Origin of the sequence: Collimonas sp. OK412, from assembly GCF_900112135.1 — a bacterium.
Lineage (GTDB): Bacteria > Pseudomonadota > Gammaproteobacteria > Burkholderiales > Burkholderiaceae_D > Collimonas > Collimonas rhizosphaerae.
The window spans coordinates 113,086-134,314 of sequence record NZ_FOLC01000010.1 but is presented as its reverse complement, the minus strand read 5'-3'; the positions used below and the strand labels follow the sequence as shown (position 1 = coordinate 134,314).

Below are 21,229 nucleotides of genomic sequence, written 5' to 3'. Positions count from 1 at the left end.
CTGTCCTCGATGTTCCATACTATGTTTCAAATTGATCCATGAAACATTAATGAAACATCATTGAAACACCGCTACAGCAACAATGAAACCTCGATAACATGGCCCATCCCCTGCCCTCTCCCGCCAGCAACCGCGACAACAACGACCTGCCGGTCATCTGGACCGTCTCGGTATCGCGCCTGTTCGACCTGTTCCGCGACATCACGCTGGAATTCGACCACCAGGCCAATATCGCGCCTATCCAGCTGGGTTTTGAAGACGCGGTCCAGCACATCCGCGAACGGCTGGCGACCGAACGCTGCGACGCCGTGATTGCCGCCGGCTCCAACGGCGCCTACCTGAAGAGCCGCTTGTCGGTGCCGGTCATCATCGCCAAGGCCAGCGGCTTCGATGTGATGCAGGCGCTGGCCCGCGCCCGCAAGATCACGCCGCGGGTCGGCGTCATCACTTACCAGGCGTCGATGCCGGCGCTGGCGGAATTCCAGGCCGCATTCGACCTCAGCATCGAGCAGCGCAGCTACGCCACCGAAGAAGACGCCCGGGCCCAGGTCAGCGATTTGAAAGCGAGCGGCATCAAGGCGATAGTGGGCGCCGGCCTGATCACCGACCTCGCCGAAGAAGCCGGGCTGAGCGGCATCTTTGTCTACTCCGCCGCATCGATCCGGCAAGCGTTCAACGATGCGCTGGAACTGGCGCGCCTGACGCAACTCCAGCTGGAATCGACCGGCGGCCGCAGCTATCCGGTCAGCGACACGCTCAGGGCCAAGCACGGCATCAGCGATTTGCGCGGCGCGTCGGACGCCATGGAAGCGATACGCAGGTCGGTGACGCTGTTTGCGCGTTCGCCGGCCAACGTCCTGATCCATGGCGAAACCGGCAGCGGCAAGGAGCTGGCGGCGCAGGCGATCCACCGTGAACATCCGCTGGCGCAGGGCACGGCCGGCGGCCGCAGCGGCCGGCCTTTTGTCGCGGTGAACTGCGGCGCGATTGCAGAATCGCTGCTGGAATCCGAGCTGTTCGGCTACGAAGAAGGCGCCTTCACCGGCTCGCGCCGCGGCGGCCGCGCCGGCCTGTTTGAAGCGGCCCACCGCGGCACCCTGTTCCTCGATGAAATCGGCGAAATGCCGCTGGCGCTGCAAACCCGGCTGCTGCGCGTGCTGGAAGAGCGCGAAGTGGTGCGCGTAGGTTCTACCCGCCCGATCGCGGTCGACGTCCGCATCATCAGCGCCACCCATTGCAATCTAGAGGAACGGGTGCGCGACGGCCGTTTCCGCGCCGACCTGTTCTATCGCATCGGCGTCCTGCGCCTAGATTTGCCGCCCTTGCGCGCGCGCCCGGAGGATTTGGTGGCGCTGGCGGAATGGTGCCTGAAACAGGCGCTGGCGTCGCTGGATGTGCGGCCGCACGCCAATCTCCACGCCGAAGTCGTGGCTTGCGCGCCGCTGCTGGAAAGTTATGCCTGGCCCGGCAATGTGCGCGAACTGCGCAACCTGATGGAACGCGTGGCGCTGTTCCTGGCGGCCGAGCCGCTGCGTTCGCTGACGCCGGCCTTCCTGCTGTCGGCGGCGCCGGAACTGGCGGCCGCGAACAGCAATGCGCCGCCGGCGGTTGCCATGCCGGCGGTGGCGGAATCCGCGGCGCAGGTGCTGGCAAGGTTCGAGGGCAACCGTGCAGCCGCGGCCCGGTACCTGGGCATCAGCCGCACCACCCTATGGCGCAAACTGAGGGAATCGCAGGACAGCTAAGCGCCATCCTGCCCGGCTTGCCGTCAATCGTCTTTTGCGCCGGCTATGCCTAATTCCTGGATCTTGCGCGTGATGGTATTGCGTCCGATGCCAAGGCGTACCGCCGCATCGTTCTTGCGTCCGTGGGTATGGCGCAAGGCGATCTTGATCAGGGCCGATTCAAACTGCCGTCCCAGCACATCCATCACGTCGGCGTCGCCATTGCTGAGCATCTGCGCCGCTTCCGTCTCCAGCAGGGCAATCCAGCTTTGCTTTTCAAGCGGCCGTTCGCCGGCGCCCGCAGCTTGCGCCGCCGGCGCCAGGATTTCAGGATAGTGCGCGGCAGCGGCCGGCGCAGCAAGATGCGGATCGAACGCTACCGGCCGGCTGGCCGGGCTTTCCAGCTGCATGCTCTGGTCGCGGCCGCCGACCAGGTCTTGCGGCAGGTCCTTGATCTCGACCGTCTGGCCGGGCGCCATCACGGTAATCCAGTTGCACAGGTTTTCCAGCTGGCGCACGTTGCCTGGCAGGTCCAGGCTGCTCATGAAGCGCATGGCGTTATCGGAAACCCGCTTGCTTTCGACGCCCAGCTGCTTGGCGCTCTGGCTCAGGAAGTAGCGCGTCAGGATCGGGATGTCTTCGCGCCGCTCGCGCAAGCTCGGCAGGCGCAGCCTGATCACATTCAGGCGGTGATACAAGTCTTCGCGGAACAGTCCCTCGCGTACCCGGGTTTCCAGGTTCTGGTGAGTGGCGGCGATGACGCGGACGTTGGCTTTCAGGGACTGGTGGCCGCCGACCCGATAGAAATGGCCGTCGGACAGCACGCGCAGCAGGCGCGTCTGCAGGTCGAACGGCATGTCGCCGATTTCATCGAGGAACAGGGTGCCGCCTTCAGCTTGTTCAAAACGGCCGCGGCGCGATGCCTGGGCGCCGGTAAATGCACCGCGCTCGTGCCCGAACAATTCCGACTCCAGCAAATCTTTCGGAATCGCCGCGGTATTGAGGGCGATGAACGGCTGCGACGCGCGCGGGCTGTGCTTGTGCAAGGCGCGTGCAACCAGTTCCTTGCCGGTGCCCGATTCGCCGGTGATCAGCACCGTCACATTCGATTGCGACAGGCGGCCGATGGCACGGAACACGTCTTGCATGGCCGGCGCCTGCCCCAGGATTTCCGGCGTCTCGGCAGAGGCTTGCTCGACGTTGGCCTCGCGCAAGCTTTCTTCCAGCGCGCGCCGTATCAGTTCAACCGCCTTGTCGACATCGAAAGGCTTGGCCAGGTATTCGAAAGCACCGCCCTGGAACGCGGCAACGGCGGAATCCAGGTCGGAAAAAGCGGTGATGATGATCACCGGCACGCCGGGAAACTTGGCTTTGACGGTTTGCAGCAGCTCCAGGCCGGAAGCGCCCGGCATGCGGATATCGGAGACCAGCACTTGCGGCGTGCTCGATTGCAGTGCTTCGATCGCATCGCGCGCATTGGAGAAACTCTTGGTGCTCAGGTTTTCGCGGGCCAGCGCTTTTTCAAGCACCCATCGAATCGATTCGTCGTCGTCAACAATCCAGATTGGTTTCATGTGTTTTGTGCTGCGCCAGGAGCGCAGTCCGTTAAACTATTTATCAGCGCAATGACGGCCTCGCTGTTACAGCCTGTCAACTACTTGCAGGCACCGTTTGCAGGCAGCCATCAAGGCAGAGGTATCAGGATTCTGAAATCTGTATATCCCGGCCGGCTTTCGCATTCGATGACGCCCATGTGCTGTTGTACAAAGGTTTGCGCCAGCGTCAAACCCAGGCCGCTGCCGCCGTCGCGTCCCGACACCAGCGGGTAGAAAATGCGTTCTTGAATCTCGGCCGGGATGCCAGGTCCATTGTCGATGATATGCAAGTCTAGTGCCAGCCGGTAACGCACCTTGGCCAGCGTCACCTGGCGCACTACCCGGCTCTGGAAAACCAGCTCGGCGTCGCCCGCCTTGATGCGCTCCTGCAACGCTTGCGCGGCATTGTGCGCGATGTTGAGGATGGCCTGGATCAGCTGTTCCTTGTCGCCGCGGAACTGCGGGATCGACAGATCGTAATCGCGCTTGATGCTCAGCCCGCTCGGGAATTCGGCCACGATCAGGCTGCGCACCCGCTCGCATACCTCGTGGATATTGACGTCGCCCACGATCTGCGCCAGCCGGTGCGGCGCCAGCAGGCGATCCACCAGGGTCTGCAGGCGATCGGCTTCCTTGATGATGACTTGCGTGTATTCGCGCAATTCCTTGACGTGGCGCTCCGGCAGTTCGAGCTCCAGCAGCTGGGCGGCGCCGCGGATGCCGCCCAGGGGATTCTTGATTTCATGGGCCAGGTTGCGGATCAGTTCCTTGTTGACCTGGCTCTGGTCGATCAGGCGCTCCTCGCGCTCCAGCTTGAGCTGCTGCACATTCTCGCGCAACTCGATCAGCACCGGCATCTCGGGGTTGTCGAGCGCGGTGACGATGGTGTCGACCCACAGCGGTTCGCGTCCCACGCGTTCCAGGATCAGGTCCTGGCGCGAGTCGTCGAACTGGTGCTGCAAGGCTTGCTCGAAAATCGCCAGCAGCTGGTCCGGGTTCAGGAACAGGTCGGACAGCGTCTGCTGCTGCAGCAGGCGGCTGGAACTTTCCAGCAGGTTTTCCGCGGCGGCGTTGGCAAACACCAGGCGTCCGTGCTGGTCCAGCACCAGCACCGCGGAAGCCAGCAGGTCAAGGCTGGCGAGCACGTTCCGTTCGGCGGTTTTTATTGGCATCCTGGCATCCTTGTCAAAAAGCCCGGCCCAGGCAAAGCGAGGCGCGGCGCGCCGGCGTCATTGAGACTGCGAGTGTGATTGAAATAGTGCATTTTCCGAGCATAACAAGCTTTGTAAGCGATGTCGGTGGGTAATATGCAGGATCGCCACATTATGGTGCGTCCGGCTCTGCTCTATCTTAAACCGGGTAGGCAAAAATAAAGGCCGCGAAGGCGGCCTTATCCATTAAGCAAGGTTGATACCATGCCGTAGATTATTTGAGATTCGACAGTTCCCGGTTGAGCGCATCGATATTTTTCTCGCTGCGGGAAATGTCTTCTTTCATCGACGCCACGCGCTCCTGGTACTTGGCGTAGTTTTTCTCGTTGCCTTGCCGCTCCGGCGTGCCGTCGTTGTAGTCTTTCTTGAGATTGGCCAGGCGCTGCTGTTCGTTCTTCAGCTCGTCCTGCAGGATCTGGCGGCGGTCGTTGTCGCGCGCCTTTTGCGTACCGTTATCGACTTTCGGAAAGTCGGTCGGGGTGGAGGCCGCCGGCTTGCTGGCAGCAGTGCCTTCGCGTGGCGGCTTGCTCGACGAAGTCACGGTCAGCGGCGGCAGGCTGACGCGCTTGCAGCCCTTGGTGTCGCCTGTGTTCTTGTATTCCTTGACGCCGTTCTGGTCCACGCAAAGGTAAACCTCGCTTTGGGCGTAAGCAGTGCCTGCGGCCATGCTGACGGCCGCCAATAGCAGAAATCCCGATAAAAGACGCTTCATAGACTTTCTTCGCAATGGCAATTCAATCGAGCCGCTAGTTTATGTCAAGAAACATGCAATGACAAACCATCCTGCAGAATATAGTTTGCGATATGCAGGCGATGAAAACAAGCGTGTGAGAAAAACAAAAGGACAGGGAGATCCCTGTCCTTTATCTTGCAGTCCGCTCTTGCAACTGGCAAGAGCGGAGGTGCAAACTTGCGAACCGACTTATACCGAATAGTACATGTCGAATTCGATCGGGTGAGTCGTCATGCGGTAGCGCTGGACTTCCTGCTTCTTCAAGTCCAGGTAGGCATCGATCATGGTGTCGCTGAATACGCCGCCGCGGGTCAGGAACTCACGGTCCTTGTCCAGCGCTTCCAGTGCTTCTTCCAGCGAAGCGCAAACGGTAGGGATCAGCGCATCTTCTTCTGGCGGCAGGTGGTACAGGTCTTTCGATGCTGCCTCGCCCGGATGGATCTTGTTCTGCACGCCGTCCAGGCCTGCCATCAGCAATGCTGCGAAGCACAGGTACGGGTTAGCCAGCGGATCCGGGAAACGGGTTTCGATGCGGCGGCCCTTTGGATTCGCTACGTGCGGGATACGGATCGAAGCCGAACGGTTACGCGCCGAATAGGCCAGCTTGACCGGTGCTTCAAAGCCTGGAACCAGGCGCTTGTACGAGTTGGTGCCTGGGTTGGTGATCGCGTTGAGCGCCTTGGCGTGCTTGATGATGCCGCCGATGTAGAACAGCGCGAATTCGGACAGGCCGGCATAGCCGTCGCCGGCGAACAGGTTCTTGCCGTCTTTCCAGACCGATTGGTGCACGTGCATGCCGGAACCGTTGTCGCCAACGATAGGCTTAGGCATGAAAGTCGCCGTCTTGCCGTAGGTGTGGGCCACGTTCCAGACCACGTATTTCAGGTTCTGGGTCCAGTCGGCGCGCTCGACCAGGGTCGAGAACTTGGTGCCGATTTCGTTCTGGCCGGCGCCTGCAACTTCGTGGTGATGCACTTCAACCGGGATGCCCAGCGATTCCAGGATCAGGCACATTTCCGAACGCATGTCCTGGAAGCTGTCGACCGGAGGCACAGGGAAATAGCCGCCCTTGACGGTTGGACGGTGGCCGGTGTTGCCGCCTTCGAGTTCGGCGCCGGTGCTCCACGATGCTTCTTCCGAACCGATCTTGACGAAGCAGCCGGACATGTCTGCACCCCAGCGGACGTTGTCGAAAATAAAGAATTCAGGTTCCGGGCCGAAATAGGCGGTATCGCCCAGGCCGGAAGATTTCAGGTAGGCTTCAGCGCGCTTGGCGATCGAACGCGGATCGCGGTCGTAGCCTTTGCCGTCGGATGGCTCGATGACGTCACATTGCATGAACAATGTGGTTTCTTCCATGAACGGGTCGATGTTCGCGGTGTTAGGGTCCGGCATCAACAACATGTCGGAAGCTTCGATACCCTTCCACCCAGCAATAGAAGAACCGTCAAATGCATGACCCGACTCAAATTTATCGATATCGAAATGAGAGACAGGGACAGTTACGTGCTGTTCCTTGCCTTTGGTGTCAGCGAAGCGAAAATCAACGAATTTGACTTCGTTGTCTTTTGCCATTTTCAAGACTTCTGCGGCCGTCATTGCCATGTGAATCTCCTAAGATGAAAGTACTTGTAAAAAAGTACTACGGTTTTTAAATTGTGCGCCCTGCTCAGGATCTGTTGCGCGCAGTTTTCAGCGTCGCAGTAACATCATGATGTACAGGTATTGAGCAAACTATGACCGGACAGCAATTCAGTACGACCAGAACTCAGTGCAGGATGATAGCAGAATCCATGCCACCATCCTTTCATTGCGGCACGCTTATTCGATCCGGTAATTAGCTGATTTAGAAGGCTGTATTGCGTTTTTTCGGAGTTGATCCGGTTATCGCAAATCACCGTTATGGTGCACAGGAAAATGCAGGCACCGTTTTAGTGCTTGCACCTTGACAAGCCAGGAATTGGCACCATAACGGTGCGACCGGGATATTGAATAGCCACTTGTTTAAAAAACACTTTTTGGAGATGCACCATGCCCACTACCGACGAACTCCTGGCCACCGCCCGCCAACGTGGCCAGAATGACCACCTGCCCTATGCCGGCGCCGTCACCCCGAGCGAGGCGTTTGCCTTGCTGCAGTCGGAAGTCGCCGCGATCCTGGTGGATGTCCGCACCAACGCCGAACGCGACTGGGTCGGCCGGGTTTCGATCCGCGATCCGCAGCATGCGGCGGTGCAATGGTCGCAATACCCCGGCGGCGTGCAAAATCCCGATTTCCTGGCACAGCTCGCGCAGATTGCGGAAAAAGGAACGCCGCTGCTGTTCCTGTGCCGTTCCGGCGTACGTTCGCAGCACGCGGCCAAGCTGGCGACCGAAAACGGCTACAGCAACTGTTTCAATATCCTGGAAGGCTTCGAAGGGGACAAGGACAATAATGGCCACCGCAAGAACATCAACGGCTGGTGCAAGGCCGGTTTGCCTTGGCTGGGAGCTTGAGGGAATTGCCCGGCAGGCTGGCGCGCCTGGGCGCCGGATTCATTTGGCCTGGCAGGCCAATATCCGGTTCTCGTATTTCTGGTCTTCGAATTCGTGCCAGGCAGTGCCGATATCGGTGAAACCGTAGGCGCGGTAAAAACCCAGCGCCTGTACATTGCCAGCCCAGGCGGTAAGCCAGAGCCGGTCGCCGGCGCTGCCGCGGGCATGGTCCAGCAGCGCGCGGCCGATGCCGCGGCCATGGAAATGCTCCTGCACGTATAGCGTGTCGACCTCGACCCCGCCGTAGTTTTTTGCCGCGCAGGGCGAATCCAGGCCGAGCAGGATATAGCCCCGCAGGTTTTCGCCATCCACTTCGACGAACAGCCGGTAATCGGGATCAGCGATGATCTCGCGAAAATACTCTGGCGTGAAAGTCGACAGCACCTCGCGCGCCAGGTCATCGCTGACGCCTTCGGTGGCATAGGCATGCAGCCAGACCTGGATCGATAGAGCGGTCAGGCTCATGCAATCGGCTTCTACTGCATCGCGAATCAAATTTCTCTCCTTGGGTTGCGCACCGATTTCCATTGCGAGTGGCGCGAGCCCGCACTTGAAACTTATACAAGGTGACGATGGTCTACTGTCGCTCTCTGGCTGCCGGGAAATTCGCAGCCGCAATTGTTTTGCCACCGGAACCCGCATGATTGTAATTGATCGTCTTATCCAGATCCGCCAATCCCTGCATTGGCTGCCGCAAGTGTTTGCCCGCATCAATGTCGGGCTGTTCTTTTCTATTTCTGGATACAACAAGCTGTTCGTGCCGGCCAACCAGGCTGCCATGCTGACAACCATGCAGCACGCCGGCATTCCCTTCCCGGAATTCAATGCTGTTTTCGTCGCCATCCTGGAATTTGTTTTCGGCGGCTTGCTGGCCCTGGGCTTGCTGACTAGGGCTAGCGCGCTGATCCTGCTGGCGATAGTCGGCGTCGCAACTTTCTCGGACGGCGTCCACAAGATCCCGGTCGGCCTTGGTCCGCTCGACTGGTACGATTGGTTCCTCTATCTGCCCGAAGTGCTGTACGGCCTGCTGCTGTTCTGGATATTATTCGCCGGCGCCGAGCGGTTTGGCGCAGACCCGGTGCTCGCCAAACGATTTCCGAAGTTACGCCGGTTTATATAAATCAAGCGACGCAATCGCCACGCGCGCAGCCGCCAGGTCCCAGGCGGCCTGGCCGACGGTCTTATATACCGGCAAGACTGCCTGCTGGACAAAGCCGTGCGCCAGCACATCGGGCAGTTCGTGCACCTTGCTCCAGTCGACCTGCGCCTGCAGCAGGTCGCCGGCTTCGTGTTTGGCGCCGGCCAGGCAGTCGACCACCACGGTGCGGCTGTGCAGCAGCTCGGGCGGGAACTCGACCATGTCCGGTTTGAAGGCGCCGACGCCGATCGCCAGCGTGGTTGCCGCGACGTGGGCCGGGATCACCGCGGTACGCGAGGTTGTCAGGGCAATCAAGACATCGGTGTGCGGTAAATCGGTGGCTAGCGTGGCGGCGGCCAGGGCCTTGATCGCAATCTGCGGGTGGCGCAGCTGCAAGGCGTCGCAAAACGCCTGGGTCTTTTGCAGGTCGCGCGCGGCGACCCAGAATTGATTGACGCCGAAATACTCCATCAGGCCGTCGGCGTGGGCGATGGCCTGCACTCCGGTGCCGATCAGCAGTGCAGATTTCGGCCTGGACGGCAGCAGCGCCTCGATGCCGAGCAGGGTCACCGCCGCAGTCCGGCGCGCGGTAACCGTTGGCCCGTGCAGCAGCGCCAGCCGGCGGCCGCTGGCGGCATCGAACACCACCACTTCGCCCTGGATCGCCGGCAACTGGAATTGCGCGTTGTTGGCGTGCACGGTGATCAGCTTGGTCATGCCGATATCGGCGGCGATAGCCGGCATGCAGAGCAGCACGCTGGCCTTGTCGATCTCCACCACCATGCGTTCGGGCGCATTGATCTCGCCTTCGCGCAATTGGCGCGCGACCTTTACCAGCGCCGGCACCAGTTCGGTATAGGGCAAGGCGGCGGCGGTGCTGTCAGCGTCGAGGATTTTCATAAGTCAGGCCGTCCAAATCAATCAGCGCAAGAAGAAACCTTGTGGAAACGGATCGCTGTCTTCCAGCACCCACTGGTTGAAACCCATGATGTGCGCATCGCCGGTGACTTCGGTAAGCGCCGCATCGAACTCGCCGACCTTGGTGGTCCCGGTCACGCGTACCCGGAAACAGCTGCCGACGATGCTTTCATTCACCAGCACCTGGTTCAGCGCCAGTTTCTGGCGCAGGAACAGCTGCGCGGCGCGGCCGGAAGTGCCGGTGCCGGTCGGCGAACGGTCCACTTCGCGGTCGGCGAAGATGCAGACATTGGCCTGGTCGGCGCCGGCGCCGTTCGGCGCACCGTCGATGATGGTGCCGTACAGGGTATCCAGGCCGGGCTCCAGCGGATGCCGGATCGCCACCAGGTCCTTGACCGCCTGCTTGGTTTCCGCGCCCAGCTGTATCAGGCTGCGCACCTGCTCCGGCTTGATCTTGACGCCAGCCTGGTCGGCATTCATGTAGTAATAAAAGGCGCCGCCGAACACGATGTCGCCAGTCACCTTGCCGAAACTCGGCGTCTCGACTTCGACATCGCGCCGGTAGATGAACGCCGGCACATTGCGGAAGGTGACGGCGCCGGCGCGCTGGCCGTCCCACTCGACCTGGGCTTCGATAAAACCGGCCGGCGTGTCAAAGCCGATGCGCGTCAGCGGCACGGTGCGTTCTACATGGTTGAGCTCCACCAGCACCTTGCCGAGCGCGATGATGCCGTGGCCGCACATGTCGCTGTAACCTTCGTTATGGATGAAGATCACGCCGAAATCGGCGGCCGGCGTGACCGGCGGCAACAGGTAGGCGCCGTACATGTCGGCATGGCCGCGCGGCTCGTTCATCAGGAACTGGCGCACATCGTCGCGCTGCGCCTTGAGCCAGCTGCGGCGCTCGAGGATGGTCTTGCCCGGCACCGGCGGCAGGCCGGAAATGACGATGCGCAGCGGCTCGCCGCCGGTGTGCGCATCGACCGTGTGGATGGTTCGTGTGTAACTTAGCATGGGAATATTGTATGAGAGAGCCGAGAAGGTTCGCGCTGCATCTTGATGCAGGCGGAAAGCGCGCAGCGCCTCCCGCCTTGCCTTACTTTTTGCGACACGCCTGGCAGCGGGGCTGCCAGGGCTGCTGCCCGCTAGCTGCTTAGTAGCTGGTGAGCGCTTCCGGCACGCCGCCCTTGAAGCGGAACACGGTTACCGGCGATTGCTTCAGGTCGTGGTTGGCGTCGAATTCATAAGCACCGGCGACACCCTTGTAGTGGATCTTTTCCAGCGCCGAGACGTATTGCTTAGGCTCGACCGAGTTGGCGTCCTTCATCGCCTGCGCGATCACCATCATGCCGTCGTAGAACGAAGCAGCGTAGGTTTCCGCAGGACGGTTGTAACGCTTCTGGTAGTCGGCTGCAAAGGTTTTGCCCGAAGCCAGCTTGTCCAGCATGGCGCCGCCCTGGGTGCAATACACCTGGTCGGTAATCGCGTCGCCGCCGAGGCGGCCCATTTCAGGCGCGCAGATGCCGTCGCCGCCAAGGAACTTGGCGCTCACGCCCAGCTGCTTCATCTGGCGCATCATCGGGCCGCCCTGCGGCGAGTAGCCGCCGTAGAAAATCGCGTCCGGCTTCTTCGATTTGATGGAGGTCAGGATGGCGGTGAAATCGGTTGCCTTGTCGTTGGTGAAGTCATTGCCGAGCACCTTGATGCCGTTGGCCTTGGCGACTTTTGAAAACTCTTCCGCCAGGCCTTGGCCGTAGGCGGTGCGGTCGTCGATGATCGCGACTGTCTTGACCTTCAGTTCCTTGGCTGCATACAGCGCCATCTTGCCGCCCAGCTGGCTGTCGCTGGCCGCTACCCGGAATACCGAGTGGAAGCCCTGCAAAGTCACCTTCGGATTGGATGCCACGGTGCCCATCACGATGCCGGCGTCGTTATAGACGCGCGAAGCAGGAATGGTCACGCCCGAGTTGTAAGGGCCGACTACCGCCTTGACGCCCATGTCGACCAGCTTTTGCGCTACGCCCACACCGGCGCGCGGATCGGCCTGGTCGTCTTCCATCTGTGCTTCGAACTTGATTTTCTTGCCGCCGATGACCATGCCCTGGGCATTGAGCTTGTCGATCGCCATGGCCAGGCCGCCCTGGTTGTCGCGGCCGGCAGATGCCTGGGGGCCGGTCAGCGGACCGCTGAAACCGATCTTTACTATTTGTGTCTCCTGCGCCATAGCGAGCGCTGGGAATGCAGCCAACATAACCATCATCAGTTTGGTCCGTGCGTACATGGCGAATCCTTTCGTCTGTCTTTAATAATAGTGTTTTTTTAATATCGGCGCCCATCGCCAGGCGTGGGAAACCGGGGACGTCTCTTGCAGATCGAATCCTAGCAGGGACGCCGCCACATTAAATTCTTTTATGCGGCAGCTTCTCCGTAGATTCGATGGCAAAATGACGTGATCCAGCAGGGATTTTAGTTGCTATCCAGCGGCCAGGGAAACAATTGGCTGTGCCTGGCAGAGAGCAGCAGAGGCGCGGCTAGTGGCAATCCGGGACATTCTGGTCCAGGTAGACTTCGAATGCGACATTGCTGACCCATCTTTTCCGGTTGCCGGCCCAGTAGCCGCTGTCCCATGCGCCGGCTGTCTGCTGCAGGTAATCGCCCAGGCCGGTGTCCGCCGGCCTCACCGCAAAAGTCAGCGTGGCCGGGCTGGCGTCCAGCGGCAGGCTGGCTGAAAACTTCTTCCATTCGGGCAAATCCAGCATGCCTTTCAAGACCGCATCGTCATGCACGGCGGCGTCGCAGGCGCCGGTCCTGAGCGCCAGCAATGCGTCGGCCGGGGCTTTGTATATTTTTTCCACGGCGCCATAGCGGGCCGCCATGCTGCCGATATAAGCGCCGCCTTGCGCCAGGCAGACGCTGCGTCCGCGCAGCTGCGCCGGACGCCTGATGTCGGTATCGCTGCGCATGATCAGCTTGGGGCGCGCCTGGTAAGTTGTCGGCAGCAGTCTTGCGCTCACGTGCAGCGCGTCGGCATCGGCCGGCGTCAGGTTCAGCAGCAGCAGATCTGCTTTGCCTCGCGCCAGCAACTGCAGCCGGTCCTGCCCCGTCACTTTTATCGTGACCAGCCTGACCCCGAGGCGTTGCGCCAGGTCGGCGGCGACAGTCGTGTCGAAACTTTCCGCAGTCCGGTATTTTGCGCCGGCGACATGCGCCGGCGCGACATAGCTGACGCCGACCACCAATTGGCCGCGCTGCTGAATCTGCTGCAGACTGGCCGCCGCAACGCTGAGCGGCAGCGCGCAGGCCGGCAGCAACAGCAAAAACCGAAGGAGGAAATGCGGCGGCTTCATGGTTTCGGATCAGACGTACTGGTAGCGCAGCACCCGGTGCTTCAGGTTTTCCAGGATGAACTGGTCGATCAGGGCCGCCAGGATGGCAATGGCGAGGATGTTGGTCATCACGCCGACCATGTCGGCGGTTTCGCCGGCGTAAGCCAGGGTCCGTCCCAGTCCCTTGCCGAAGCCGATCAGCATTTCCGCCGAAATCAGCGCGCGCCAGGCATTGCCGAACGCCAGCTGGGCGCCGGTTATCAGCTCAGGCATGACGGCGGGCAGGTACACGCGTTTCAGCATGTCCCAGCGCGTGGCGCCCATCACCCGCGCCGCCGAAACATGCACCTGCTGTACGCTTTCCGTCGCATTCATGACGCTCAGCGCGGCCGGGAAAAAAGCCGCCATCGCCACCACTACCATGATCGGCATGTTGCCGAAACCCATCAGGATCAGGAACAAGGGCACCCAGGCGATCGACGGGATCGACTGCAGGATGATGATGGCCGACTTCAGCACTTCGCGGAAGAAAAACAGGACCGCGCCGACCAGGCCGAAACCGATGCCGAACAGCATCGCCGCCGCATAACCGCCGCCGAGCCGGGTCAGGCTGCCCCACAGGGCGGTACGGAATTCCGGCGTCAGCGCTTCATGCCACAAACGCCCCAGCACCGGCAGCACGCCCGGCATCAGGAAATCGGGCAAGGACCAGGCGGCAACCTGCCACAACAGGAAAATCAACAGGATGGCCAGCAGCATGGCAAGTTTTTTGCGGTAACCGACCAGCCGGCTTTGAGTGCTCATGGATAAGGGAAAAATAAGTCAAAAAAATTCTTGTGCATTGAAAAAAACAGCTGCCGGACGATCAGAGCTTGCGCTCCTTTTGCCAGTCGAGATCGATGATGGCGTTGACGTTGAACGGCTTGCCGTCGCGCGTCTTGAGCGAACCCTGGTCTTGCAGGATATTGGCCAGTTCCTGCATGCGCGCCAGTTCCTTGCTGGTCAGAACGGCGCTGAAGGTCTGGCTCTTGATGGCGTCGCGGATCACTGTTTCGCGCGGCAGGTCGCCCTGCTTCAGCGTCTTCAGGGTGGGCTCGGCGATGAAATAGCCGGCGACCAGCTTCGACGCCGCGGCCGGATCCTTTTGCAAGAGTTCGATGGCTTCACGCTGCGCATCCAGCGATTTCCAGACCGCGTCGCGGCGCTTCGCCAGCGTTTCGCCGGAAGTGATCACCACCATGCAGGGGAAGGGCCAGACTTCGCCGACTTCGTAAATCTGCTTCACCGGCGCCACCAGCTTGGCGATGCTGGCTTGCGGTTCGAACAGGAAAGCGGCGTCGACCCGCTTGCCTACCAGCGATTGCACCGCCACCTGCGGGCTGACGCCGAGGATGTTGACGTCGTCGGCCTTGAGGCCGGCGTTCTTGAGCGTCACGCCTTTGAGCACGGTGTCGGCGGTGCTGCCCTCGGCCTGCGACGCCAGGGTGCGCCCCTTCAATCCGGCCACGTCCTTGATGCCGCTGTCCTCGCGCACGACTATCGCGTGATAGCCATGCTGGGCGCCGGCCACCACCTTGAGGTCGGCGCCTTTGGAAGCCCAGGCCGCGGCATTGGTGAAACCCAGCACGCCGCTGTCGAGCTGGCCGCCGACGATGGCCTTGATCAGGTCGGTGCCCGACTTGAACTCGACCAGTTCGACCTCCAGCCCGTGTTTCTTGTAGAAACCGCCTTCAAAAGCAGCGATCGCCTGCGCATCGTCCATGACCCGCAGGTAACCGATCTTGAATTTCTCGGCGGCGCCGGCGTGTCCCGCCAACGTCAGCAGAAGCACCGGCAGGATGAACAGCCGTTTTAGTTTGATGTTAAATATCATGCGGCGATTCCCTCAAGTTTTTTTGCGAATGCGTCCTGCTCTGCGTGGATCCCGAGCAGGCAGAGAATCTCCCGCCGGATGGCGGCAAATTCGGACAGGTCGTGGGTTTTCTCGTGGTGGTTCAGGTTGAATTCGCGCAGCACCTTGGCCGGGCGCGGGCTGAACACCAGGATGCGGTCGGCCAAGAACAGGGCTTCGTCGACATCGTGCGTCACCAGCAGCACGGTCGGACGTTCTTCCCGGATCAGCTGGCGCAGGGAATCCTGCAACGTCATGCGGGTCAGCGCGTCGAGCGCGCCAAACGGCTCGTCCAGCAGCAGCACCTTGGGTTTGGTGATGAAGGCGCGCGCCAGCGCTGCGCGCTGCCGCATGCCGCCCGAGACCTGGTGCGGATAATAAGCTTCGAAACCTTGCAGGCTGACTTTGGACAGCCAGTCGCGCGCCTGCCGGCGGGCGTCGGCCTTGCCGGCTTTCTGCAGCTCCAGCGCCAGCGCCACATTCGCTTCCAGCGTCAGCCATGGATACAGCGCGTTTTCCTGGAACATCAGCATGCGTTCGGGATGCGGACCCTTGATCGCCTGGCCGTCGGCCAGCAGTACGCCGCTGGTCGGTGCGCCGAGGCCCGCGGCCAGGTGCAGCAGGGTCGACTTGCCGCAGCCGGAAGGACCGACCAGGGCGACCAGTTCGCCTTCTTCGATTTCGCGGCTGAAATCGGCGATTACAGGCAAGCCGGAGAACTGCTTGCTGATGTGCTGGAAAGATAACTTCATGGGGGAGATGGCGGCCTATGCGTTGCATTACAACGCCGGGCCTAAGTCGGCAAGCGTATATAAAGTGGATTTTTTATTTGCTTTTCACTTTATCGGTCAACTTTCCGCCTTACAACAACTTATAACTTCTATGCTTATGCAAATAACAAATATAGAAGCTTGCCATGCAACGATCACTGCACCTGCTTCAATCCAGCCCTGCCCATCGCCGATAAGGCGCCCGGCACATCCGGGTAGCGCAACCGCACCCCCAGCTCCAGCTTGATGCGCCGGTTTTGCAAACGGCGCGACTCCGACATGAAGGACAGCAACATGGGCGACACCACCCGCTCCAGTTCGGCGCGCGGCAGCCGGGGCGGCAGTGGCAGGCCGAACGCTTGGGCGACCAGGTCGAAATACTCCGCCATCTTCAGCTGCGAATCGTCGCTGGCATGGTAGATGCGCAACGGCGCTGCCTTGTCGACCGCGGCCACAATGATGCGCGCCAGGTCATCGGCATGGATATGGTTGGTGTAGACGTCGTCGGCGGCAACCAGGGCCGGCGTCGCCTGCTTCAGGCGCGCCAGCGGCAGGCGGTCGGCGGCGTAAATCCCCGGCACCCGCAAAATCGCCAGGCGCCCGTTGCGGCGCCTGGCCCAGGCGCGCAGCACCTGTTCGGCATCGACACGGCGCTTGGCGCGGCCATTGTGCGGCGCCAGGATTCGGGTTTCGTCTATCAGGGCGCCGCCGCAGTCGCCATAGACGCCGGTGGTGCTAATGTAAACAAGTGTGGCCCGCTCGGGTAGAATGGCGGCCAGGTTTCGGCTGCGCCGGTCTTTTTCTCCCGCCGACTGCGGCGGCGCCAGGTGGATGGCAACCTGCGCCAGGCGCGCCAGCCGCGCCAATGTTGCCGGCTGGTCAAGATCCGCCACCAGCGGGATTGCACCGGCGGCGCGCAATTCGGCACAGCGGTCCGGCCGGCTGGTGACCGCAAACACGCGAAAGCGCTGTTTCAGCAGCGCCAGCACGCGTAATCCCACGTCGCCGCAGCCGAGGATCAGCAGGCGCGGCTTGCCCAGCTTGCCGCCAGGGTTTTGTTTTATATTTTTCATTACAGGATTGTATGAGTTTTCAGATAACTGTTCAGCCTAGCGGTCGTCAATTCAGCTGCGACGAAGGCGAGACCATTCTCAATGCCGCCGTACGCGCCGGCGTCGGCCTGCCTTACGGCTGTAAAAACGGCGCTTGCAGTTCATGCAAAGGCAAGCTGCTGGACGGCGAAATCAGCCATGGCGCGCATCAGGAAAAAGCGCTGCCGGTCAAGGAAGAACAACAGGGCTTCGCCCTGTTCTGCTGCGCCACGCCGCATTCCGACGTCACCATCGAGGTCCGCGAAGTAGCGGGCATCGGCGATTTCCCGGTGCGCAAGATGCCGACCCGTATCGCCAAGATCGACAAGGTGGCCGACGACGTGGTTGTGCTGTCATTGCAATTGCCGGCTAACGAACGGCTGCAGTTCCTGGCAGGCCAGTATATCGAATTCATGCTGCGCGACGGCAAACGGCGCAGCTATAGCATGGCCAACGCGCCGCACAAGGACGAATACCTGACGCTGCATATCCGCCATATGCCTGGCGGCCTGTTTACCGACCAGGTGTTCAGCACCATGAAAGAGCGCGACATCCTGCGCCTGGAAGGGCCGCTCGGCACGTTTTTCCTGCGCGAGGATTCGGACAAGCCGATGGTGCTGCTGGCTTCAGGCACCGGCTTTGCGCCGATCAAGGCGCTGGTCGAACAATGCGCCCATACCGGATCGCAGCGGCCGATCACTTTGTACTGGGGCGGCCGGCGGCCGCAAGATTTGTACATGATGGCGCTGTGCGAAGAATGGGCGAATACGCTGCCGAACTTCAAGTTCGTGCCCGTCATTTCAAATGCGCAGCCGGAAGACCAATGGCAAGGCCGCAACGGCTTCGTGCACCAGGCGGTGATCGACGATTTGCCTGACCTGTCTGCCTACCAGGTGTATGCCTGCGGCGCGCCGATCGTGGTGGAATCGGCCCAGCGCGATTTTGTCGCCCTGTGCAAACTGCCGGCCGACGAGTTTTATGCAGATTCGTTTACCTCGGAAGCCGACCTGGCTTCCTGAACTGGGCTGCGCGCCCTCAACCTAGTTGAGGGAGCCGGCCGTCAGGCGCACATGGCGCGTGAGCGTCACTTCATGCATGACTATCCGCTGCTGGCCGGGATCGGGCTGCTCCGATCTCGTAGCCATGGCTTCCGGCGTCACCTGGCTGACAGGCTTGTTCACGCTTGCGGCCAGCATCCGCGATGGCGGATGCGGTAACGGCCGGCGCTGCTTCGGCCGCGTCTTGGAACCAGCCTTTCCCTTGTCATCCCGTGCCGGCAACCTGCCGCTGGCGACAGGCTCGTCCGTCCTGCCGCCGCTTGCCTGATCGGCTGCAGCCGCGATGGGCGGGAGCTGGATTTTCCCCTCAGCTTCGGCATTCTTCACAGCCAGTATCTTCGCAGGAGGTTCAAGCGTGGCGGCCCCTGGTACATCCGCTTGCTGCCAGTGCCTAAGTCCCAAAAATGCAAGTACCCCTGCCATCAGGATTCCCAGCAACATCAAGGGTATGCCGGAATGCGTTTGCGGACTCACAAAATCCAGCACCGGGCTGTCGTCCGCTGTCCTCAGCTTGACTCGCTGGCGCACATCGCTCATGGCTGCCTCTCTAGCCAGGGTCCGAATGGCAAGCCTGGCCTGGCATAAGCGACGCCATGGGAGGAACAGCGCAAGGGCTGGCGCCATGCCAGGTTGCCCCATGCGCCATAGCGCCCGGACTGCTCCGCCACCAGATTGTCCGCGGCCCAGTATCCCCACTTATAGCGAGCCGCCGGCGATTGGGGCCGGCTGGCCGGCGCGGCAAACGCCGGGCCGCGGGCATAGGTGCGGCTGGAGCCGTCAGGGTGATATTGGCTGCTTTGCAGCCACGGGTGCGCCGCTGCCAGCCAGCGTACCGAGGAGGAACTATCTTGCGCCTGGCGCGGGCTGCTGGAAAATGGCGTTACCGCCAGCACCGGACCGGCATCGTCGCCAGCCCGGGCCAGCAATGCGGCAGCGGCGATACAGTCCACCAACGCCGCATCCCGCGCCACCGGCATGCCGCACACGCCCTGCCATATCCCTTGTTTCCTGAACAGGCATTCGAGCGCATCGTGCTGCGGCAGGCTCAGCACGCAATCGTCTTCCAGCATGTTCCAGTGGCGCTGCACGGCGGCTGTCAGCAACGACATGCAAGAAACCAGGCGCAGCCCGTGCATCTTGGCCAGCGCCTGCAAACCCTGCACAAGCGCGGCATCGGTTGCCGCCGCCAGCCGCGGCTGGCCGGACGGTGCGGGATCGACCACCACCTGGCGGCCCGGATAGGCGCTGCCGTCCTGCTCGTCAAATACAGCATTGGCATAACCTTGCCAGTCTGCCGTCCGCGCCAGCCCCGCTCGCCACGGCAGCACCGCGTGCCGCACATAGGGATAACCGAGCAGCACGGTCAGCTTGTCGGCGAATTTTATGCGGCCGCGCGGCGTGCGCTCGAACAGATCGGCAGCGGCGGACAGAGGATCAGGCAGCGCATCGGGATTCCCTTTCAGCGCGCCGCTCCAGACATTGCGCCCACGGTCGAACGCCGAACGGCCTATCCAGGTAAGCTGCCCCCCTTGCAGCAGCATGAGGTGATGCATCACCAGCGGTTGCGATGGCTTGAATGATTTGCTAGGGGGAAATGGCACAATGCACCTCCTCGGGGGGTGGCCAGGACGGCAGCGATTTCAACCTCCGCCCCGCGCCAGGCATTACGGCATTGGATTGCTCAAAAGCATGATTGTGGAAGATATCAGATTTAATTGCTTTTTGAGAACTATTTTAATCATTTCGTTACCAGGTCCCGGCCGTTGCGGCCTGCCGCGGGCAGACGACGGGATATCGCCCTTGGCCGGCGGCCACAGCAGTGCAAATTTTTTTTGACGCACCACACAAAAAGTCCTAATATTTGCGTCATGAACATGATCCGAACATTGTTGCGACGCCGTAACCCATTGCCTCTGCCAGGTAAGCCGTGCGCGTGACCGTCGATTGATCACGAAGCCACAGGCGCTGCCTGTGGTTTTTTTTTGCCCTTATTTGGAGTAGCCATATGGAACACAGCGTGGAATTCAGCGAATACCCGGTTAACGACCTGATGTACATCACCAACCGCCCGCCCCTGGTGTTTACCGAAGGCGACGGCATGTGGATGACGGATCACACCGGCAAACGCTACCTGGATTATCTGCAGGGCTGGGCCGTCAATGCGCTGGGCCACTCGCCGCAATGCATCCAGGATGCGCTGCTGGCGCAGTCGAAAAAGATCCTCAATCCTTCGCCTGCTTTCTACAACGCACCGTCGATCGAACTGGCCGGCCTGCTGACCGCCAATTCCTGTTTCGACCGTGTGTTCTTCACCAATAGCGGCGCCGAAGCCAATGAAGGCGCGATCAAGCTGGCGCGCAAATGGGGCAAGAAGAATCCGAACCAGGCGGGCCAGCATCGCTTCGAGATCATCACTTTCAACCACAGCTTCCACGGCCGCACGCTGGCGACCATGTCGGCCAGCGGCAAGCCGGGCTGGGACACCATTTTTGCACCGCAAGTGCCGGGTTTCCCGAAAGCGGAACTGAACGACCTGGCCAGCGTCGAGAGCCTGATCAACGACAAGACCGTGGCCGTCATGCTGGAGCCGGTGCAAGGCGAAAGCGGCGTGATCCCGGCCAGCCGCGAATTCATGCAAGGCTTGCGCGAACTGACCAAGCAGCGCGGCATCCTGCTGATCGTCGATGAAGTGCAATCCGGCATGGGCCGCACCGGCGAACTGTTCGCTTACCAGCTGTCGGGCATCACGCCGGACATCATGACCCTGGGCAAAGGCATAGGCGGTGGCGTGCCGCTGGCGGCGCTGCTGGCGCGCGAAGAGATCGCCTGCTTCGAAGCCGGCGACCAGGGCGGCACTTACAATGGCAATCCGCTGATGACGGCAGTCGGCGTCGCGGTGATCAGGGCCTTGCTGGCGCCGGGTTTCCTGCAATCGGTGAAAGACAAGGGCGCCTACCTGAGCAGCGAGCTGCTGAAACTAACTGCGAAACACGGACTCGAAGGCGAGCGGGGCGAAGGTTTGCTGCGGGCGCTGAAGCTGGGCAAGGATATCGGACCGCAGATCGTCGATATCGCACGCGACATGAATCCGGTAGGCTTGCTGCTCAATTCGCCGCGCCCTAACCTGCTGCGTTTCATGCCGGCGCTGAACGTGACGATCGCCGAAATCGACCAGATGATCGCCATGCTGTCGGACGTGTTAAGCAAGCTGGAGAAATGAGACCCGGTCAAACCTGTCT

At 61.2% G+C, this 21,229-nt stretch carries 20 protein-coding genes; 5 read left to right on the top strand and 15 right to left on the bottom strand.

Annotation, left to right across the window (positions count from 1 at the left end):
* Positions 1–98: 98 nt before the first annotated feature.
* The gene (gene prpR / locus BM062_RS12865; protein WP_092397398.1) at positions 99–1,745 is read left to right on the top strand and encodes a propionate catabolism operon regulatory protein PrpR; all 1,647 of its coding nucleotides are present in this window, start codon (positions 99–101) and stop codon (positions 1,743–1,745) included.
* Between the two features lie 23 nt (positions 1,746–1,768).
* Here prpR and ntrC read toward each other — a convergent pair whose 3' ends face one another.
* The 4 genes from ntrC to glnA form a co-directional block, all read right to left on the bottom strand.
* Positions 1,769–3,298: a nitrogen regulation protein NR(I) gene (gene ntrC / locus BM062_RS12860; RefSeq protein ID WP_092397396.1), complete on the bottom strand. Its 1,530-nt coding sequence runs from the start codon at positions 3,296–3,298 to the stop codon at positions 1,769–1,771.
* Between the two features lie 110 nt (positions 3,299–3,408).
* Complete coding sequence (gene glnL, locus BM062_RS12855; protein ID WP_092397394.1) at positions 3,409–4,491, bottom strand: nitrogen regulation protein NR(II); 1,083 nt, start codon at positions 4,489–4,491, stop codon at positions 3,409–3,411.
* 253 nt (positions 4,492–4,744) lie between these two features.
* Positions 4,745–5,242: a DUF4124 domain-containing protein gene (locus BM062_RS12850; RefSeq protein ID WP_092397392.1), complete on the bottom strand. Its 498-nt coding sequence runs from the start codon at positions 5,240–5,242 to the stop codon at positions 4,745–4,747.
* A 210-nt stretch (positions 5,243–5,452) separates the two neighbouring features.
* A complete protein-coding gene (gene glnA / locus BM062_RS12845) occupies positions 5,453–6,868 on the bottom strand; it encodes a type I glutamate--ammonia ligase (protein ID WP_092397390.1) in 1,416 nt (471 codons plus the stop codon).
* A gap of 426 nt (positions 6,869–7,294) precedes the next feature.
* Here glnA and BM062_RS12840 point away from each other — a divergent pair, with 426 nt between their 5' ends.
* Positions 7,295–7,759, top strand: coding sequence for a rhodanese-like domain-containing protein (locus BM062_RS12840; protein WP_092397388.1), 465 nt, complete (start codon positions 7,295–7,297; stop codon positions 7,757–7,759).
* A gap of 39 nt (positions 7,760–7,798) precedes the next feature.
* Here the strand turns inward: BM062_RS12840 and BM062_RS25565 are convergent, their stop codons facing one another.
* A complete protein-coding gene (locus BM062_RS25565; protein ID WP_175500989.1) occupies positions 7,799–8,263 on the bottom strand; it encodes a GNAT family N-acetyltransferase in 465 nt (154 codons plus the stop codon).
* Here BM062_RS25565 and BM062_RS12830 point away from each other — a divergent pair.
* Positions 8,262–8,918, top strand: coding sequence for a DoxX family protein (locus BM062_RS12830; RefSeq protein WP_092397500.1), 657 nt, complete (start codon positions 8,262–8,264; stop codon positions 8,916–8,918). The two genes, BM062_RS25565 and BM062_RS12830, sit on opposite strands and share 2 nt — an antisense overlap.
* Here the strand turns inward: BM062_RS12830 and BM062_RS12825 are convergent.
* The 8 genes from BM062_RS12825 to BM062_RS12790 all read right to left on the bottom strand — a co-directional run bounded on the left by BM062_RS12825 (position 8,901) and on the right by BM062_RS12790 (position 16,914).
* Entirely contained in the window at positions 8,901–9,836 is a 936-nt protein-coding gene (locus tag BM062_RS12825; protein WP_092397384.1) for a delta(1)-pyrroline-2-carboxylate reductase family protein, read from the bottom strand. The two genes, BM062_RS12830 and BM062_RS12825, sit on opposite strands and share 18 nt — an antisense overlap.
* Before the next feature lie 21 nt (positions 9,837–9,857).
* Positions 9,858–10,868, bottom strand: a complete 1,011-nt coding sequence (gene lhpH, locus BM062_RS12820) for a trans-3-hydroxy-L-proline dehydratase (RefSeq protein WP_092397382.1) — start codon at positions 10,866–10,868, stop codon at positions 9,858–9,860.
* Between the two features lie 139 nt (positions 10,869–11,007).
* Entirely contained in the window at positions 11,008–12,114 is a 1,107-nt protein-coding gene (locus BM062_RS12815; protein ID WP_254785057.1) for a branched-chain amino acid ABC transporter substrate-binding protein, read from the bottom strand.
* Between the two features lie 271 nt (positions 12,115–12,385).
* Positions 12,386–13,201, bottom strand: coding sequence for a type 2 periplasmic-binding domain-containing protein (locus BM062_RS12810; RefSeq protein ID WP_092397378.1), 816 nt, complete (start codon positions 13,199–13,201; stop codon positions 12,386–12,388).
* Positions 13,202–13,210: 9 nt separating this feature from the next.
* Positions 13,211–13,984, bottom strand: a complete 774-nt coding sequence (locus BM062_RS12805) for an ABC transporter permease (RefSeq protein ID WP_092397376.1) — start codon at positions 13,982–13,984, stop codon at positions 13,211–13,213.
* A 61-nt stretch (positions 13,985–14,045) separates the two neighbouring features.
* Entirely contained in the window at positions 14,046–15,041 is a 996-nt protein-coding gene (locus BM062_RS12800; protein WP_217647586.1) for an ABC transporter substrate-binding protein, read from the bottom strand.
* An 8-nt stretch (positions 15,042–15,049) separates the two neighbouring features.
* Positions 15,050–15,823: an ABC transporter ATP-binding protein gene (locus tag BM062_RS12795; protein WP_092397372.1), complete on the bottom strand. Its 774-nt coding sequence runs from the start codon at positions 15,821–15,823 to the stop codon at positions 15,050–15,052.
* Between the two features lie 173 nt (positions 15,824–15,996).
* Positions 15,997–16,914, bottom strand: a complete 918-nt coding sequence (locus BM062_RS12790; RefSeq protein ID WP_092397370.1) for an SDR family oxidoreductase — start codon at positions 16,912–16,914, stop codon at positions 15,997–15,999.
* Positions 16,915–16,925: 11 nt separating this feature from the next.
* Between BM062_RS12790 and BM062_RS12785 the strand changes: the two genes are divergently transcribed.
* Positions 16,926–17,951, top strand: coding sequence for a CDP-6-deoxy-delta-3,4-glucoseen reductase (locus BM062_RS12785; RefSeq protein ID WP_092397368.1), 1,026 nt, complete (start codon positions 16,926–16,928; stop codon positions 17,949–17,951).
* 21 nt (positions 17,952–17,972) lie between these two features.
* On the opposite strand, the gene BM062_RS12780 is transcribed toward BM062_RS12785, so the two are convergent.
* Positions 17,973–18,527, bottom strand: coding sequence for a hypothetical protein (locus BM062_RS12780; RefSeq protein ID WP_092397366.1), 555 nt, complete (start codon positions 18,525–18,527; stop codon positions 17,973–17,975).
* The gene (locus BM062_RS12775; protein WP_139220040.1) at positions 18,524–19,591 is read right to left on the bottom strand and encodes a hypothetical protein; all 1,068 of its coding nucleotides are present in this window, start codon (positions 19,589–19,591) and stop codon (positions 18,524–18,526) included. Before BM062_RS12775 ends, BM062_RS12780 begins: the two co-directional genes overlap by 4 nt.
* 416 nt (positions 19,592–20,007) lie before the next feature.
* Between BM062_RS12775 and BM062_RS12770 the strand changes: the two genes are divergently transcribed.
* Positions 20,008–21,210 carry an acetylornithine transaminase gene (locus BM062_RS12770; protein WP_092397498.1) on the top strand — a complete coding sequence of 401 codons (1,203 nt, stop codon included), beginning with the start codon at positions 20,008–20,010 and terminating at the stop codon, positions 21,208–21,210.
* Positions 21,211–21,229 lie beyond the last annotated feature (19 nt).

What these genes read in the sequence shown, in the direction of transcription:
- prpR (WP_092397398.1), top strand. Translation starts at nt 99, where the DNA reads ATGGCCCATCCCCTGCCCTCTCCCGCCAGCAACCGCGACAACAACGAC.
- ntrC (WP_092397396.1), bottom strand. Translation starts at nt 3,298, where the DNA reads ATGAAACCAATCTGGATTGTTGACGACGACGAATCGATTCGATGGGTG.
- glnL (WP_092397394.1), bottom strand. Translation starts at nt 4,491, where the DNA reads ATGCCAATAAAAACCGCCGAACGGAACGTGCTCGCCAGCCTTGACCTG.
- BM062_RS12850 (WP_092397392.1), bottom strand. Translation starts at nt 5,242, where the DNA reads ATGAAGCGTCTTTTATCGGGATTTCTGCTATTGGCGGCCGTCAGCATG.
- glnA (WP_092397390.1), bottom strand. Translation starts at nt 6,868, where the DNA reads ATGGCAATGACGGCCGCAGAAGTCTTGAAAATGGCAAAAGACAACGAA.
- BM062_RS12840 (WP_092397388.1), top strand. Translation starts at nt 7,295, where the DNA reads ATGCCCACTACCGACGAACTCCTGGCCACCGCCCGCCAACGTGGCCAG.
- BM062_RS12830 (WP_092397500.1), top strand. Translation starts at nt 8,262, where the DNA reads ATGCAATCGGCTTCTACTGCATCGCGAATCAAATTTCTCTCCTTGGGT.
- BM062_RS25565 (WP_175500989.1), bottom strand. Translation starts at nt 8,263, where the DNA reads ATGAGCCTGACCGCTCTATCGATCCAGGTCTGGCTGCATGCCTATGCC.
- BM062_RS12825 (WP_092397384.1), bottom strand. Translation starts at nt 9,836, where the DNA reads ATGAAAATCCTCGACGCTGACAGCACCGCCGCCGCCTTGCCCTATACC.
- lhpH (WP_092397382.1), bottom strand. Translation starts at nt 10,868, where the DNA reads ATGCTAAGTTACACACGAACCATCCACACGGTCGATGCGCACACCGGC.
- BM062_RS12815 (WP_254785057.1), bottom strand. Translation starts at nt 12,114, where the DNA reads ATGATGGTTATGTTGGCTGCATTCCCAGCGCTCGCTATGGCGCAGGAG.
- BM062_RS12810 (WP_092397378.1), bottom strand. Translation starts at nt 13,201, where the DNA reads ATGAAGCCGCCGCATTTCCTCCTTCGGTTTTTGCTGTTGCTGCCGGCC.
- BM062_RS12805 (WP_092397376.1), bottom strand. Translation starts at nt 13,984, where the DNA reads ATGAGCACTCAAAGCCGGCTGGTCGGTTACCGCAAAAAACTTGCCATG.
- BM062_RS12795 (WP_092397372.1), bottom strand. Translation starts at nt 15,823, where the DNA reads ATGAAGTTATCTTTCCAGCACATCAGCAAGCAGTTCTCCGGCTTGCCT.
- BM062_RS12790 (WP_092397370.1), bottom strand. Translation starts at nt 16,914, where the DNA reads ATGAAAAATATAAAACAAAACCCTGGCGGCAAGCTGGGCAAGCCGCGC.
- BM062_RS12785 (WP_092397368.1), top strand. Translation starts at nt 16,926, where the DNA reads ATGAGTTTTCAGATAACTGTTCAGCCTAGCGGTCGTCAATTCAGCTGC.
- BM062_RS12780 (WP_092397366.1), bottom strand. Translation starts at nt 18,527, where the DNA reads ATGAGCGATGTGCGCCAGCGAGTCAAGCTGAGGACAGCGGACGACAGC.